The following is a 14,909-nucleotide window of genomic DNA, read 5'->3' on the forward strand; positions in this document are numbered from 1 at the left end:
ACCAGTGGGGTTGGTCCGGCGCACTGGTTGCCGGGCAGAATGCGAGCATGCAGGGGGCTGCGGAGTTGTTGATCGGCGGGTTCGCCGTCGTCGCAATGATCGCGATTGTGCGGATTCGCCATCGTGCCGCCGCGAGGCGACTGGAGGAGTTGCGGGTCGCGGCGGCTCCTTCGCTGGACGAGCTCCGCGGATGGCGAACCTCGGTTGAGACGCGCATCGACGATCTCGTCCACGAGGGTCGCTGGATCTCCCGCGACACATGGACCGACTGGACGAGGTCGGGGCCTCTCCCGGCGGCGGCGCTCCTCAAACTCGCTGGAGTGCCAGGCGCCGGCGAGGAGGCACGTCAGTCCCTCGCATTCCTCCGCGAAGAACTGGCCTCGCTCGTAGCGTCGGCGAACCAGCAGGTGCTCCGAAATGAACTCAGGGCCAGACGCGCCCTCTTCGACAGCATCGAGTCGCAGCCCCTGACCGACGAGCAGGCGGCCGCGGTGGTGACCTTCGACAACCGGGTGCAGGTGATCGCTGCCGCGGGCTCCGGCAAGACGTCGGTGATGGTGGCTCGGGCCGCATACTCGATCCTTCGCGGCTTCGTGCCTGCCGAGCGGATTCTGCTGCTGGCGTTCAACAAGGACGCCGCGACGGAACTGCAGGAACGGGTGACCACCCGGCTCGCTGCTGCTGGCATCGCATCCGACGGATTGCGAGCCGCAACCTTCCACTCCTTCGGCCTCTCGGTGATCGGACAGGCGACTGGGCGGAAGCCGCGCCTGGCCGCCTGGCTGGACGGTGGCGGTGACGTACAGATGGTTGGCCGGATCGTCGACGAGCTTCGTGACCGCTCCCCGTACTTCCGGTTCCGCTGGGACCTGTACCGCCTGCTGTTCGCTCGGATGGCGGACGAGCCGGGCGACGGTGAGCCGGACGCCTACAACTCAGCCAGCAAGGAGACGGGTTACCGCACCTACAACGGTGAGGTCGTCAAGAGCCAGGGCGAGCGGATGATCGCCGACTTCCTCTTCCTCAACGGCGTGCGCTACGAGTACGAGAAGCCCTACGTCTACGACGTCGCGGATGCGACGCACTCGCAGTACCGGCCGGACTTCTTCTACCCCGACATCGACGTCTGGCACGAGCACTGGGCGCTCGACCGTCACGGGAAGCCCCCGGAGGAGTTCGTCGGCTATGCCGAAGGCATCGAGTGGAAGAAGTCGGTGCACCGCAGCCACGGCACGAGCCTGATCGAGACCACGTGGGCGACGATCCTTGACCAAACCGGCTTCCAGCCTCTGGCTGATGAGCTGAAGGCCCGCGGCTTGCCGCTGGACTGGAATCCCGACCGTCCTACCCGGGGCGCGGAACCTCTGAAGCACGAGGACCTGGCGCTGCTGATGCGCACCTTCCTCACTCACGTGAAGTCCAACTCGCTCACCAAGGAGCAACTCGAGGAGCGGCTCCAGGCGAACACGAAGGTCTCGCACTACCGGGCACAGCTCTTCCTCGGAGTGTTCTGGGAGATCTACGCGCAGTGGCAGGCTCGCCTGGCTGCTGACGACTCGATCGACTTCGAGGACATGCTCGTCCAGGCTGCCGATCACCTCGAGGCCCGCCGTGTCGACATGGGTTACGACCTCGTTCTCGTCGACGAGTTCCAAGACGCCAGCCGCGCGCGAGCTCGCCTGACCAGGGCCCTGGTGGACAAGCCGCACCGCTACCTGCTCGCCGTCGGCGACGACTGGCAGTCCATCAACCGCTTCGCCGGCTCCGACCTCTCCCTCATGACCGACTTCGCGAACTGGTTCGGCGAGTCGAAGACGCTGCGGTTGCAGACGACCTTCCGCTCCCCTCAGTCGATCTGCGATACAGCCAGTGGTTTTGTCTCGAAGAACACGCGGCAGTTCGCCAAGCAGGTCAGGTCGGTCCAGCCCGATTACGGGCCGCCGGTGTCGCTCGTTCGCGTTCCGCGTGCGGAAGCGGTCAGGGGAGCGGTCGCCGCAACTCTCGACGAGATCTCCCGGGGAGTCCGGGCCGGGAAGGTCCCACCGGGACTGTCGGGAGCGGTGAGAGTCGACATCCTCGGCCGCTACCGGTTCGACCGCGACGTCATGCCGTTGCAGTCGTATCCCGGTCTGGCCGTCAGCTTCCGGACGGTCCACGCGTCGAAGGGCCTCGAGGCCGACTACGTGATCCTGCCGAACGTGTCAGCGGGGACGTACGGCTTCCCGAGCGAAGTGGTGGACGACCCCGTTCTCTCGCTCGCCATGACCGACGCCGACCCGTACCCCCATGCCGAGGAGCGTCGCCTGTTCTACGTCGCGCTCACCCGTGCTCGACGGGCGGTGACGATCATCGGCATCCAAGGCAAGGAGTCGAGCTTCATCGCCGAGCTGATCGCCGATCACCGCATCGAGCTCTCGCACTTGAGCGCGGTCGAGATGGCGGAAGCGTGCCCGGCATGCGGCAACGGCATCCTCGTCGTCCGACGGCATCGGGCGACCGGCCGTCAGTTCCTCGGGTGCAACGCCTTCCCACGGTGTACCTACACGCGCAACCGGTGACCCGTACTCCTTCCCCTCCTCCTTCTCCTCCTCCTTCCTCCGTCGCCCCCTTCTCCTCCCTCACCCCCTTCTCCTCCCTCACCCCCTTCTCCTCCCTCATCCCCTTCTTCTCCCTCATCCCCTTCTTCTCCCTCATCCCCTTCTTCTCCCTCATCCCCTTCTTCTCCCTCACCCCTTCTTCTCCCTCACCCCTTCTTCTCCCTCACCCCTTCCCTTACCTCCCATCACGACTCGTCTTGCACGGTCGTGCGACGTGGGGCCCGGTGATCCCGTCGTCGATCCCTCGCCTCGTCGATCACCATGAAGGCCTCGGCTCATCCGACGGGACCTGACGTCGGCTGCTCTCGCGCCGGAGCGAGGTCGCGTTCGGCTGCAACCTCGCTTCGAGAGCTCTGTCGGGGGTCGGTGGCACGGTCGCCCCATGCATTTCGACGGCCCGATGATCGCGGGGGGTCACCCCTATGAGCTGGACGCCCTGCTCAACGCGGAGGCTCCGACGATGCTCCCGACTGGCATCGTGGCGCTCGACGAATTCACGGGCGGGATCGAGCGGGGCTCTCTGTGGGCGATCTCAGGCCTTGCCGGTATCGGCGTCAGCGGCCTCGCTTTGGCCCTCGCCGCCAACGCCGCGTCCGACGGCGACGTCATCGTCTGCAACGGCCACATTCCGTCACGTGTGCTCGCGCGTCGCCTCGCCGCGCTCGCCGGCAAAGAGCGACGACTTCGGGTCGCATCCTGGTTCAGCCTGCTACCGGAACCGCCCGACGATCTGGGTGACGGCACTCTCGAACAGGCGGACCTGGTCGTCGTGGACACCTGGGACGAGACGTGGCATGCAGCAACGTGGCCGGCGACTCGTACCGAGCTCACCCGCCGGCTTCGCTGGCTCCGACATCTCGCGCGCGACAACGGCACAGCCATCGTTCTGACATCTCGCATGCCACAGGCCCGGAGCGACGATGTCGTGGGCTGGATGGCCGACGCGTTCGACGACGCGGCGGACGTCTGCATCGCGATCACCGCGATGGAGGACGCCCGCTTCGGAGCCCCGATCGCGGCGCGCGCGATCGTACGAAGCCGCAGCGTTGGACGGAGAGCATTTCGACTTGCAGGCGGGAGCGTGCCCCGGCTGACCCCCGAGCCGTGACGGTGCCCCGCAATTCGTCAGGACCGCGCCTTGAGGGCCTTCCGAGGCTTGACCTGCAGGTCGAGGGACCGGCGAACGTCGCGCGCGTTGTCGGACTCCGAGAAACGCATCCATGTCGCCACGTCGAGCAGCCGGAGCGTGGTCGGCGCCGGGCCGTCCATCGCGGGCGCCATGCCATCGATCGCGGACCGAATCTGCGCGTCTTCGAGTGCGGTCTGAAGCGCGGACCAGGAGCCGGTGCTCCCCAACCCGAGTGCACCGCTGACGACCGAGTCGATGATCGGCAGCAGGTGGGGGCGCTTCCGGGCCAGCAGCTTGCTGGCTCGGGTACGCCCGATGCCGGGAATTGCCCGCACCCGCAGCCACAGCAGCCCTGCGGCTGAGTGCTCGCCGAGGACCGCGTCGTAGTTCGCCTTCCACAGCGGCAGGTCTGTCGGCACGCCCGACAGGAGATCGTCGGCGACGCCTCCCGTCACGAGTGCGCGGACAGCCTCCGGCTTGAAGCGGACGTCAAGCAGGGAGGCTGCCAACAGGTCGTCAGTCGTGAAGTGATCCGGCGGGTTATCCCCGAGGTCGTCGAACAGGGATCCAGCAAACGGCTTGTCGCGGTAGTAGTGGTTGACCAGTTCCGCGCCGCGTTGCTCGACGACGTCGAGAATCGCGCTGCGGATGACGTCCGTCGACGCTGATGGCTGACCAGGCATGGGATCTCCAGATCTGCTCGGGCTTGGGCCGACCGTAGCGCTCCCGACCTGCGGCGATGCGGGAGCAACGCGGTGTGGAGGACTCGCCTCGTCGCATGTTGTAGCCGCGCTGCACACGTCCTCACGTGGGGACCTCACGCGCCTGTCACCGGCTGACCGATAGACGACCCGATAGACGGCCATGTCACCGAGATGTCACCGGCCGGATGTCACCGGTTTGTCTATCGGTCTGTCTATCGCTGCTGAGGATCGTCGCGCGCGTGCCACGACCTCCGCTGCCTTCGTCGTCCGCGACGCCCTCCGGTCATCCGCTCGCCGTCGCGTGTTGCTCGTCGTCCCGCACTCCCGCTTCTAGGGGGGCCACACCGTGGCGCCCCTCGAGAGGGGGTGCGTCGCGATGCTGGCGATCGCCAAGCTGACGGTCGGCGACGGGTACGAGTACCTCTCGCGCCAGGTTGCGACCGGTGACATCGAGATGTCCCGCAGCCAGGCGCTGGCCGCCTACTACGCCGCGTCGGGCACGGAACAGGGCGTGTGGCTCGGCCGCGGCCTGGAGGGTCTGGCCGACGTGCGTCGCGGCGACCCGGTCACCCGAGAGGCGATGACCCGCCTGTTCCGCGACGGTCGCGACCCGTCGACCGGGGACGCGCTCGGCATCCCGTTCGACGCGCTGCACGTGGGCCGGGGCAAGCCCGTCGCCGGCTTCGACCTCGTCTTCACCGTGCCCAAGTCCGCCTCCGTGCTGTGGGCGCTCGGAGACGCGGCCACCCGCGAGGCTGTCGTCGGAGCGCACCGCAGCGCGCGGGCCCAGGCGCTGACGTTCCTCGAGGACAAGGCGATCCGGACCCGCGTCGGGGCCGGCGGGTCGCGCCAGGTGCGGACCCTCGGGGTGGTGGCGGCGGGGTTCGAGCACGTCGACTCGCGGCTGAACGACCCGAACCTGCACACGCACCTGGTGATCGCCAACAAGGTGCAGACCCCGGATGGGACGTGGCGGGCGCTGGACGGGCGGACGCTGCTGCAGGCCACGGTCTCCGCCAGCGAGCTGTACGACGGGTTCCTTGCCGACGAGCTGAGCCGGCGGCTGGGGGTGAGGTGGGAGCTGCGCGACCGCGGTCCGCGGCGAAACCCGACGTTGGCGCTGCAGGGCCTGTCCGACGAGGTGCTCGACCTGTTCTCCCGCCGCGGCGCGCAGGTGGACGCCGCCCAGCAGGCGTGGGAGACGACGTTCGTCCTGAAGCATGGCCGCACGCCGGACCCGGTCGAGGTCACCAAGGCCCGCGGGCTGCTGACCCGCTCGACCCGCCCGGCGAAGGTGCTGCGGCCGCTCGGAGAGCTGTTCGAGGAGTGGGCCAACCGCGCTCGGGCGCTGACCGGGCTGGAGCCGCGGGACCTGGCCGCGCGGGCACTGGTCGGGGACTACGGGCGGAGCCTGCACGTGCACGACGTGGCCGGGCCGATGCGCGCCGCTCTGGTGGACCAGGTGCTTGCGGACGTGCAGGGTCGTGCCGCCGTCTTCAGCACCTGGACGCTGACCGCGGCCGCGGCGCGCGCCACGCGGGTGCTGCCGATGGCCTCGCCCGACGAGCGGATCGCGCTGGTCGGAACCCTGGTCACCGCGGCGGCGGGGTGCTGCGTGCGGCTGGACGACGGGCAGGTCCGCCGGATAGGGGAGGAGAAGTTCACCACCCCGGCGATCCTCGCGGCCGAGCAGGAGCTGTTGAACCGGGCTATGGCGCCGACGGGCCTCGGAGTTCCGCATCCGGTCCAGATCGCGCGGCAGCTGGCCCGCTACCCCGGCTTGAGCGAGGACCAGCGCCGGGCGGCGGCCGCGGTGCTCGGGTCCGGGCAGGTGATCGACACCGTGGTCGGCCCGGCCGGGTCGGGCAAGACGACCACGCTGCGGGCGGTGATCGGCGCCTGGCAGTCGGTCTACGGGTCGTCGGTGATCGCCCTGGCGCCGTCGGCGACGGCAGCGCACGTGCTCGGCGAGGCGCTCGGGATCCGCGCCGAGACCACGGCCAAGTGGCTGTTCGAGCAGCCCCGGAACGACGAACGAGCGGCCGAGGCGCGCGAGCTGGCGGCCCGGTTGCCGCTGACGCCGACTGAGGCGAGCGACCAGCTCGAGGCGCGGATCGTCGACCTGATGTCGCAGGTGCAGGCATGGCGGCTGTCCCGCGGGCAGCTCGTCGTGCTCGACGAGGCGTCCCTGGCCGACACGCCCACGCTGGCCACACTCGCCGGCCAGGCGCAGGACGCCGGCGCCAAGATCGTGCTGGTCGGCGACCCGGAGCAACGGCCCGCCGTCGGCCCCGGCGGCGGGTTCGGCATGCTCGTGCACCGGCACGCCACCGCGCAGCTGACCGCGCTGCACCGGTTCACCCAGCCGTGGGAGGCCGCTGCCGTCCTGCAGATCCGCGCCGGCGACGCCCGCGCCATCGCGGTCTACCGGTCGCAGGGCCGGATCACCGTGGGGGCGCCCGACGAGGTCCTGGACACCGCCGTGCTCGCCGCCGGGCAGGACGCGGTCGCGGGGAAGGTGGTGCTGCTGCAGGCCGCCGACACCCGCACCGTCCACGAGCTCAACGCCCGCGCCCACGCCGCGGCGGTCCTGGACGGCCGCGCCCGCCGCGACGGCGGTGTCCCACTGGCCGACCAGACCGTGGCCACCGTGGGGGACCGGGTGGTGACCCGGCACAACGACCGCCGGCTGCGCACCACCGACGGGTTCGTCCGCAACGGCGCGCTGTGGGACGTGACCGCCACCGCGCCCGACGGGTCGCTGACCGTCCGACCCGCCGACCATCGGGACCAGCCAGGTGCCGACGTCCGGCTGCCGGCCGGCTACGTCCGCGAGCACGTCGAGCTCGGCTACGCCACCACCACCGCCCGCTCCCAGGGGCGCACCGTCGACACCACCCACACCGTCGTCAGCGCCGCGATGGCCCGCGAAGACCTCTACGTGGCGGTCACCCGCGGCCGCGACCACAACCAGCTCTACGTCCCAACCGGTCCGTTCGACGCCGACTGCCCACCCGGCCCGTCCCGACGTCAGGAGGCCGACGAGACGCTGCGCACCGTCCTGGCCACCAACCGCATCCCGGCCACCGCGACCGAGACGTGGGCCGCGAACCACCCGGGGGAACCGGTCCCGGTGCCATCGCGGGTGCCGACATGGCGACCCGAGCCCGTCGTCGTCGGCGGTGCCGAGCGTCGCCCGGTCCAGCCGCGGCGCGCGGCACCGCCCGCCGCCCTGCCACCGCCGCCGGTCCGGCCTGCCCACGCCCTCGACCGCTCACTCGGCCGCTGACCGCCCCGCCACTACTCCGACCGATCGCTACCGGAAGCACCATCACCGAAGGAGACCCGCGATGACCCTCACTACCACCAACCCGTCCCGCGCCCCGTACCTGACGGTCGCCCAGGCTGCCGACGAGCTCGCCGTCACCGACCGCTTCATCCGCAAGCTCATCGCCGAGGGCCAGCTCCGCGCCGTCAAGGTCGGCGACCGGGTCCTCCGCATCCGCCGCACGGACCTAGAGGACTTCCTGCGACCGGCGCGCGTCGTCCCGCACCTCGGGCGGCGGTGAGGCTGGAGCCAGACTGGGCGTCAGCCGCCGCTCTCAGTAGCCAGGTAGATCGGATGCGACGTTGGGTAACGCCGACGGGTCGCCGCAGGGTCGAAGTTCGCCGCCGACACGACATTCGCCGCCGGCCTCGGACCGTTCCGGACGAGGGCCGCGCGATCCACGGCCTCTATCTCTGCCATGAGCCGGCTCCGGACCGGCTCGATCGCCTTGTCGAGCAGCTCTTGAACTGTGGTGACGAGCTCGAAGAAGTCCCGCACCCGCTCGGAGGGCATCGTGCTCAAGACCGTTGGCGCGGTGACGTCGCGGACTTCAAGCGTCTCGGCGTCGAGCACGGCGACCGCATAGGTGACCGACAACTCCGACTGGGAGTGCGCGATAGTGCGGTTCCTGAACATCCTGACGAGCTGATGGGTGTCGCGGAGCGCTTCAGGAATCTTGACGAAGTCGGTCACCAGACGACGCCGCTCGGAGTGGAAGAAAGCGCGGCAATAGGCCATGGCGGCCGTGGCTATAAGGGCTTCCGTGGCGCGGTCGAGCGTCGAACTGACGTCATCCTTGCTTCGTACTGCCAACTCCAGCGCTTCCCGCGCCTGCACCAGATCGGCCGCGTGGCTGGACATCTCGACGAAGTCACGCGCGTCCTTCGAATCGGGGACCATCACGAACTCGAACCGCGGCGCGTCGGCGCTCATCGCATGAGTATGTCCGGCGCCGCCTGCGTCTGTTGCAGGAAGCGCACTTAGTCGGCGTCGGCTACGAGCGGCGCCTCACACGCTGTGCGGAGGCGGTCCGCCGATCGTGGCCCGGACTGGCTGTACCGCTGCGCAATCACCTCGGCGCGGTCGATAGCGTCGATCGCCGTGAGGATGTCACCGAGCCGGTACCGGTCCGAGCGGCTCACAGTGGCACCGCCTCGGCCAGCGCCGTTTCGGCGACGTGCGGCGCCAGCGCGTCGGCCGGCGCGACGTCGACACGCTCTCCGAGAAGCACCGAGAGGTCGTCGGCGATCGCGGCGAGCGGGAGCAGGCCGCGGGTGCGGACGTCGAGGTCGACGAGGATGTCGACGTCGGAGTCCGGGCCGTCCTCGCCGCGAGCGACCGACCCGAAGACCCGCACGTTGGAGGCGCCGTGCCGGTGAGCGACGCGGCGGACGCGCTCGCGGTTCGCGCGCAGCTTCGCCATCCGCGGTGTGCGTACGTCCAGGTGGCGTGGGGCGGCCGCGACGCTCAGCTCCAGGCGCGCTCCCATCGCCGCGAGGAGCCGGTCGAGCGTCTCGACCGATGGCGAGCTGGCACCGGCCTCATACCGCGAGACTGCCGGCTGCGAGGTGCCGGCTCGTGCCGCCAAGGCGCCCTGACTGAGGCCCGCGGCCTCGCGGCTCGTGCGGATCAGCGTGGCGGCTTCCACGCGAACAGCATACTGCTAGAGGTATAAGGCGTCGTCTATTGATGCCAGCGATGGAGTCTGGGGACCTGACGATGTGTAGCGCAGATCGCCTCGTTGTGGTCGGCACCTGTTCACCGATCGGCCTCGGCGCAAGGTGTCGGCGGCATTGACTACCGTCAGGCTCGGAGGTGGTCCCTGTGCCTATCCGCAACAATCCGTTCGGCGTCGGCTTCTCTGGCGAGGAGAAATGGGTCGAGGGCGAGCTGCGCTGCCAGTGCTGCGCGCTGCCGTTTGCCGCCAGGTACAACAGTGCCGACCCCGTGCCACCCACCTGGTGCCCGCAATGTGTCGACCACCATCCCGCCCCGCATGAACCCTTGCCGCAGCGGCTGGCGCGTGCGGAGGCACATTCCGCGGTCTACAAGCAGCGCATGGTCACGATGGCCCGGGCGCTTTCGGCTACGAGACGCGAGCTCCGGCACGTCGCCGCGGAGATCGACCACGCACGCCGCGACGGGCGGCAACAGGCGGCCGCCGCCTACGAATCACGCGACGAACTCCAGGAGGTCCTCGTCGCCGTCGCACGCGAGCACGTCCCGGCGCGCGGGGCATGCTCATGCGGGAAGCGGGTCTGCCCCACTGCGGCAGCGATCGACGGCAGCGGTCGAGCTGGGCGCCGCGTGCGCACTGCGGCCGAAGACCTCGAGATGCGCGAGTACGACTGACGAACCGACCTCGACCAGAAGCACTCGCCAGCCGCCGTCGTGGACCGTCGTTCGACTCCTACCGGATGGAATCGCGCAAGGCGTGGCCGCGGTGGTCGAGCACACGAACCAAGGCGCTAGTGTGGTGCTCAAGGTCAACTATTATCGGCATCTGAGGGGAAGATGGCTACCTACCTCCCGAGGCTGGTGGACGACCAGCTCGCCCGAGGCCTTCGCTCCGCGGGTGCCGTCGTGCTCGAAGGTCCGAAGGCGTGCGGCAAGACGACCACGGCGCGGCAGCAGGCCGCCAGCCTCGTGCGCCTCGATGCGTCTCCGCAGCTTCGTGCAGCCGGCCAGGTCGACCCCGGCCTGCTGCTCGCGGGGGAGACGCCCCGGCTGATCGACGAGTGGCAGCTGGTTCCTGAGGTGTGGAACGCCGTGCGTCACTCGGTCGACGACCGACAAGCCAGCGGACAGTTCATCCTCACGGGGTCCGCCACCCCTACGGACGACGTCACGCGGCACACCGGCACGGGCCGGTTCTCCCGGGTGCGGATGTTGCCGATGTCGCTGTACGAGCAGCAACGGTCGAATGGCCAGGTGTCGCTGCGGGCGCTTCTCGACGGCGAGCCCGCCACCAGTGCGGGCAGCGACGTCGACCTGCTTGGCGTGGCGCAGCTGCTGTGCCGAGGCGGTTGGCCGGGGAACCTCGACCGGGACCTGGGGGATGCGCTCAACGCCAATCGCGACTACCTGGCCACGATCGCCGGCGCCGACATCGTCACGCTCGACGGCGTCCGCCGGGACCCCCGCAAGGTCACCGCGCTGATCTTCGCGCTGGCGCGCAACGCCGGAACCTACGTGACCAACCGGACGCTGCAGGCGGACATCACCGGCGACGGGCAGACCCTTGCGCCCCGGACCTTGGACAACTACCTGGACGCCCTGGCGCGACTGTGGCTGTACGTCGAGCAGCCCGCCTGGGGGCAGCACATGCGGTCGTCCGCGCAGGTGCGGCGAGCGCCCAAGCGCCACCTCGTCGACCCCTCCCTCGCCGCGGCGGCGATGGGCGCCACACCTGAGGCATTGGTGGCCGACCCCGAGACGTTCGGGCAGCTGTTCGAGAGCCTTGTGTTCCGAGACCTGTCGGTCTACGCCCAGGCCGTCGACGCTCACGTCTTCGCCTACCAGGACACCACCGCCGAGTTCGATGCGGTCGTCGTCCGCGACGATCGCTGGATAGGGGTCGAGGTCAAGCTCTCCGGCCGCCCGGAGATCATCGACGGGGCTGCATCGAGCATGCTTCGGCTCGCCGAGCGGATGCGAACTCCGCCATCCGCGCTCGCCGTCGTGACGGCCACCGGGCCTTCCTACCGCCGAGCGGATGGCGTCGTCGTCACCTCGATCCTCAACCTTGGTCCCTGAGGCCAGTCCTTGTGTGGCGCACTGCTGGCGGCCGTCACGGCTGCGGTCGGAAGGCTGCAGCCTGGCTTGGGGCGCGTTATTTGACCACTGTGGTTCATAAGGTGCTTTCAGCTAATTAGGACGACACCAACCACGGCGTCACCACGCGGCAGGGCTGCGAGACAGCCGCTAGCGTCACCCTCATGTCGGCGACGGTGTCGTTGTGGTCGAGCCGCGCCGCGCTTCGCTGGGTGACGCGGCTGGGCCTCGCCGGCGCGGGCCTCGCGGTCCTGATCGCGTGGTGGGTGGCGCTCGGCTACGCGTCCGGCCTCCTTGCCGCCGCCTCCGCAGTGGCCACGGTGGGGTTCGTGGGCGCGGTGACCGGGTACCGCCGACGATGGACGAGCCTGATCGTCATCGGTCTGGTGGTCGCCGCGCTGGCGGCTCCGACCGGGTTCGCGTACCTCGGCAATCTGATCGCGCTTGTCTCCGTCGTCGCGACAGCGGCGCAGCTCGCTCGAGGAACCGCGCGCCACCGTCCCGCGGAACGTCAGGGGTGACCATGTATCCGGACACCCGAGGTGCACAACACCACCTGGTGAGGAGCGTCGTTCGCAGCCCGTGGCTCTGGGGCGGCTTCCTCGCCAGTCTCGTCACGTCGCCTGCGCTGTTCCTCAGCTCACTCGTCGCGGGCGGGGTCGGCGTCGCCCTTGGAGCCTGGCTCTGGTCGGCGCGGCGTCGGATCGTCACGCTCGCGCTGGGCGCCGGGCTGGTTCTGGGGGCGCTCCCATACAGCCTCGCGGCGCTCAGGGCGATGCTGGTCGGCTGACATTGGCTGCCGATCGCCCGGCCGCCCCGGACCCTGAGCCAATCAGCCGCAGGCCGGTGCAGGGACCGTGACGGTGCCAGCTGCGGGGAGTTCGTGGTCCTCATCGACCTCGACGGGGCGCTGTAGACAATCTACTCACAGGTAGAATACTTGTGCCGCAATGAGGTGGTCGCGCCTAAAGTGCGGTGCGGAGAAGCACTCGCACTACTCAATTGGCAGCCGTCGGGAACGGTTGATCGCCGGAGCATCCTCGTGCGATTTGCAGTCGCTAGCGAGCACCACCGGCCCGGGTGAGGCGACTCCCAGGACGTCCTCCGTGCCTGACCGAGCACCGCAGCTCGTCGCCTCGAGCGCACGAGCGTCATCGAACGAGCAGGTCGGCGGCTTGCAGCGGCCCCGAAACACCATGATGTCAGCCCCTTAAGGCATGCCTTTACGTGCCTTAACGGGGTTCCCAGAGGGCCCTACGGGTGCCGCTCGGTGTAGAGTCGCACTCGTCTGACCAGCAGTTTTACCCGGTCTTGAACGTCCGAAACCCCTACTGTGTGGGCTTCCCAAGCTGAGAGCGCGGGTTCGATTCCCGTCACCCGCTCCAGCATCTCCCCAGGTCAGAGCCAACCGGGTATCGAACTGACGGGTGGTACCTCAGCCACGAGGGATCGGGCGACGACGTCCACACGGTGATCATGTCGAAACGACCCTCGAGGATCGTGCCGTCTTGGCTCGACACGCCCAGACCGAGCGCCCTCACGACATCCTGCCCCGGGCATGTACTCGTAGCTGGTCCGGCACATCACCGCAGATCACTCCCAGCCCTGCGTTGCTCAGCGGCTCAAAGCGGTCGCAGCGCACCGCTAAGCCGGGGACCGAGTCGTGATGCGCTCGATGAGATCGCCGTGACCGCGGCGCTGGAGGTGCTCTCTCAGGTAGCTTGCGTGATTTGGCAGGACCGGCGATGCGACGTACTCCTCGAGGGCTCTCCGCTCCCGCCTCACGTCGCCCACGGCGCGGAGCACGTCCGCGATGTCGAGCGGACCCGCTGGGCTCATCCCGATGGCTGTGGCGCCGTGACTCTCGAAGGCCGCGAGCAGAGAGGCGCGGTCCTCGAACTGGGAGAGCCAGGGGAGTCCGTGACGTTCCAGTGCGACACCGGCCGCAGCGGCGGCCGATGGATCGTCCAGCATCCACCAGAAGTCCGAAGCACCGTCGCCTGTCACGAGTTGGCCGATCGTCCGTCGGAGATGACAGTCGTAGTCGTTGATCCACGGACCACGCGGCTGGTGGCTGCGGGTCATCTCCGGCACATAGACACCGAAGTCGAGACGGAAGGACCCGTAGCGCCTCTCGCGCAGTCCCGGGACCGGCGTCCAGGCCAGCGGCTCCTTGGGTGCCATCCAGAAGTAGACGACGTGCACCATCCCGTCGCCCACCGTGCGGTTGAAGCAGTGCCCGCGCTTCCGGAAGCCCAATTCCTTGAGCGTCGGCGCGTGCCGGGTCACGATGTCCCGCATCCGCTCGGACTCCGCGGTCGGCGCTGCCACGAGAGCGATTGTTCCGGATCGGAGCGCTTCACGTCTTGATCACTCTCGGCTCGACGTTCAGGCGCCAGAATCGGTTGCGTGGCAGACAAGCTCGTGCGGCGGCAACACACCGTCTCGCGGTTCTACCTTGCCGGCTTCGCCGCGGAAGGGCGGACGTTGGTCCGCGTTCCACTGGCCGATCCCTCAAGCGCTCACTCGGTGGGGGTCAGCGATGCCACGGTAGTGAAGGACTTCTACTCACTGGACTGGGGTGACGGGGAGCTCGACGACTTCTTCGAGCACGCGTTCGGCGAGGTGGAGGGCCTGGCGGCGCCTGCCCTCCGGCGCGCGTTGGATCCGGCCTCGCGGTGGCCACTCGACAAGGACGACAAAGCCGTCCTCGCGCTGTGGGTCGCGCTCCAGCACCTTCGTTCGGAGAGCATCCGGACGACTCGGACGAACGTCAACGCCCTCATGATCCGGCTCGTCGTCGGGACATCCGGCAAGGCTGCGCTCCGACGCCACATCGAGAAGTCCGAAGGCGAAGCGATTAGTGATGACCGGCTCGACGCTGAGTGGCACGACCTCACCCAGACGGGCGGCACCGAGATGTCGGACGACGTTGCGGGCCACCTGACTTCCATCTCGGAGACGTTGTCGCCCACCGCGCACATGCTCTACGACCAGCAATGGTCACTCGACTACTTCGAGCGGAAGGCCTTGGTGACGTCGGACCACCCCGTCGTCATGCTGCCGCGCCCCGGCGCGGCCGAGTGGGAGGGCATCGGGCTGGCGACCGCTGGTGGCTTCGCGGTACCTCTCGATCGCAGGAGTGCCCTGGTTATCGGTGCTTCGCCAGACCTCCCTGACATGCGTGTCCCGGGGAACGCGGCCCTCGCTAACAGGGTCAACGCTGGCGTCGCAGCCAATGCCCGCCGTGCCGTCTACCACCACCCAGACGACCGAGAGGTCCTTCGCGGTCTGAAGCTCCCGCCCGTACGGAGATAGGAGCTCAACCCACGCACAGGTGAGGACATGGTCAAGGAGGCCGGACTTTTCGCTGGCCT

General features: G+C 69.1%; 13 protein-coding genes. 9 read left to right on the plus strand and 4 right to left on the minus strand.

The window, feature by feature from the left end:
- Positions 1-47 precede the first annotated feature (47 nt).
- Together QMF98_RS00660 and QMF98_RS00665 are read left to right on the plus strand one after the other, a co-directional pair.
- Positions 48-2,558: a UvrD-helicase domain-containing protein gene (locus QMF98_RS00660; RefSeq protein WP_337974185.1), complete on the plus strand. Its 2,511-nt coding sequence runs from the start codon at positions 48-50 to the stop codon at positions 2,556-2,558.
- A gap of 421 nt (positions 2,559-2,979) precedes the next feature.
- Positions 2,980-3,705, plus strand: coding sequence for a DnaB-like helicase C-terminal domain-containing protein (locus tag QMF98_RS00665; protein WP_337974186.1), 726 nt, complete (start codon positions 2,980-2,982; stop codon positions 3,703-3,705).
- 17 nt (positions 3,706-3,722) lie between these two features.
- Here QMF98_RS00665 and QMF98_RS00670 read toward each other — a convergent pair whose 3' ends face one another.
- Positions 3,723-4,409, minus strand: a complete 687-nt coding sequence (locus tag QMF98_RS00670; protein ID WP_337974187.1) for a DUF6308 family protein — start codon at positions 4,407-4,409, stop codon at positions 3,723-3,725.
- Positions 4,410-4,806: 397 nt separating this feature from the next.
- On the opposite strand from QMF98_RS00670, the gene mobF reads away from it, so the two are divergent.
- Entirely contained in the window at positions 4,807-7,719 is a 2,913-nt protein-coding gene (gene mobF / locus QMF98_RS00675; RefSeq protein ID WP_337974188.1) for a MobF family relaxase, read from the plus strand.
- A 61-nt stretch (positions 7,720-7,780) separates the two neighbouring features.
- On the plus strand, positions 7,781-7,999 hold the full coding sequence (locus QMF98_RS00680) for a helix-turn-helix domain-containing protein (RefSeq protein ID WP_337974189.1): 219 nt from the start codon (positions 7,781-7,783) through the stop codon (positions 7,997-7,999).
- 20 nt (positions 8,000-8,019) lie between these two features.
- Here QMF98_RS00680 and QMF98_RS00685 read toward each other — a convergent pair whose 3' ends face one another.
- Both QMF98_RS00685 and QMF98_RS00690 read right to left on the minus strand, forming a co-directional pair.
- On the minus strand, positions 8,020-8,691 hold the full coding sequence (locus QMF98_RS00685; RefSeq protein ID WP_337974190.1) for a hypothetical protein: 672 nt from the start codon (positions 8,689-8,691) through the stop codon (positions 8,020-8,022).
- 205 nt (positions 8,692-8,896) lie between these two features.
- Positions 8,897-9,406, minus strand: coding sequence for a helix-turn-helix domain-containing protein (locus tag QMF98_RS00690; RefSeq protein ID WP_337974191.1), 510 nt, complete (start codon positions 9,404-9,406; stop codon positions 8,897-8,899).
- A gap of 176 nt (positions 9,407-9,582) precedes the next feature.
- Here QMF98_RS00690 and QMF98_RS00695 point away from each other — a divergent pair, with 176 nt between their 5' ends.
- From QMF98_RS00695 to QMF98_RS00710, 4 genes are all read left to right on the plus strand, one after another.
- Positions 9,583-10,110, plus strand: coding sequence for a hypothetical protein (locus tag QMF98_RS00695; RefSeq protein WP_337974192.1), 528 nt, complete (start codon positions 9,583-9,585; stop codon positions 10,108-10,110).
- 162 nt (positions 10,111-10,272) lie between these two features.
- A complete protein-coding gene (locus tag QMF98_RS00700) occupies positions 10,273-11,514 on the plus strand; it encodes an ATP-binding protein (protein WP_337974193.1) in 1,242 nt (413 codons plus the stop codon).
- Positions 11,515-11,696: 182 nt separating this feature from the next.
- On the plus strand, positions 11,697-12,053 hold the full coding sequence (locus QMF98_RS00705; RefSeq protein ID WP_337974194.1) for a hypothetical protein: 357 nt from the start codon (positions 11,697-11,699) through the stop codon (positions 12,051-12,053).
- 2 nt (positions 12,054-12,055) lie between these two features.
- Positions 12,056-12,322 (plus strand): hypothetical protein, encoded by a 267-nt coding sequence (locus QMF98_RS00710; protein ID WP_337974195.1) that lies wholly within the window; start codon positions 12,056-12,058, stop codon positions 12,320-12,322.
- Positions 12,323-13,176: 854 nt separating this feature from the next.
- On the opposite strand, the gene QMF98_RS00715 is transcribed toward QMF98_RS00710, so the two are convergent.
- On the minus strand, positions 13,177-13,863 hold the full coding sequence (locus QMF98_RS00715) for a DUF4304 domain-containing protein (RefSeq protein ID WP_337974196.1): 687 nt from the start codon (positions 13,861-13,863) through the stop codon (positions 13,177-13,179).
- A 78-nt stretch (positions 13,864-13,941) separates the two neighbouring features.
- Between QMF98_RS00715 and QMF98_RS00720 the strand changes: the two genes are divergently transcribed.
- On the plus strand, positions 13,942-14,850 hold the full coding sequence (locus tag QMF98_RS00720; RefSeq protein ID WP_337974197.1) for a DUF4238 domain-containing protein: 909 nt from the start codon (positions 13,942-13,944) through the stop codon (positions 14,848-14,850).
- Positions 14,851-14,909: the final 59 nt, after the last annotated feature.

The organism is Cellulomonas sp. NTE-D12 (assembly GCF_027923705.1).
In the GTDB taxonomy this organism is placed as follows: domain Bacteria; phylum Actinomycetota; class Actinomycetes; order Actinomycetales; family Cellulomonadaceae; genus Cellulomonas.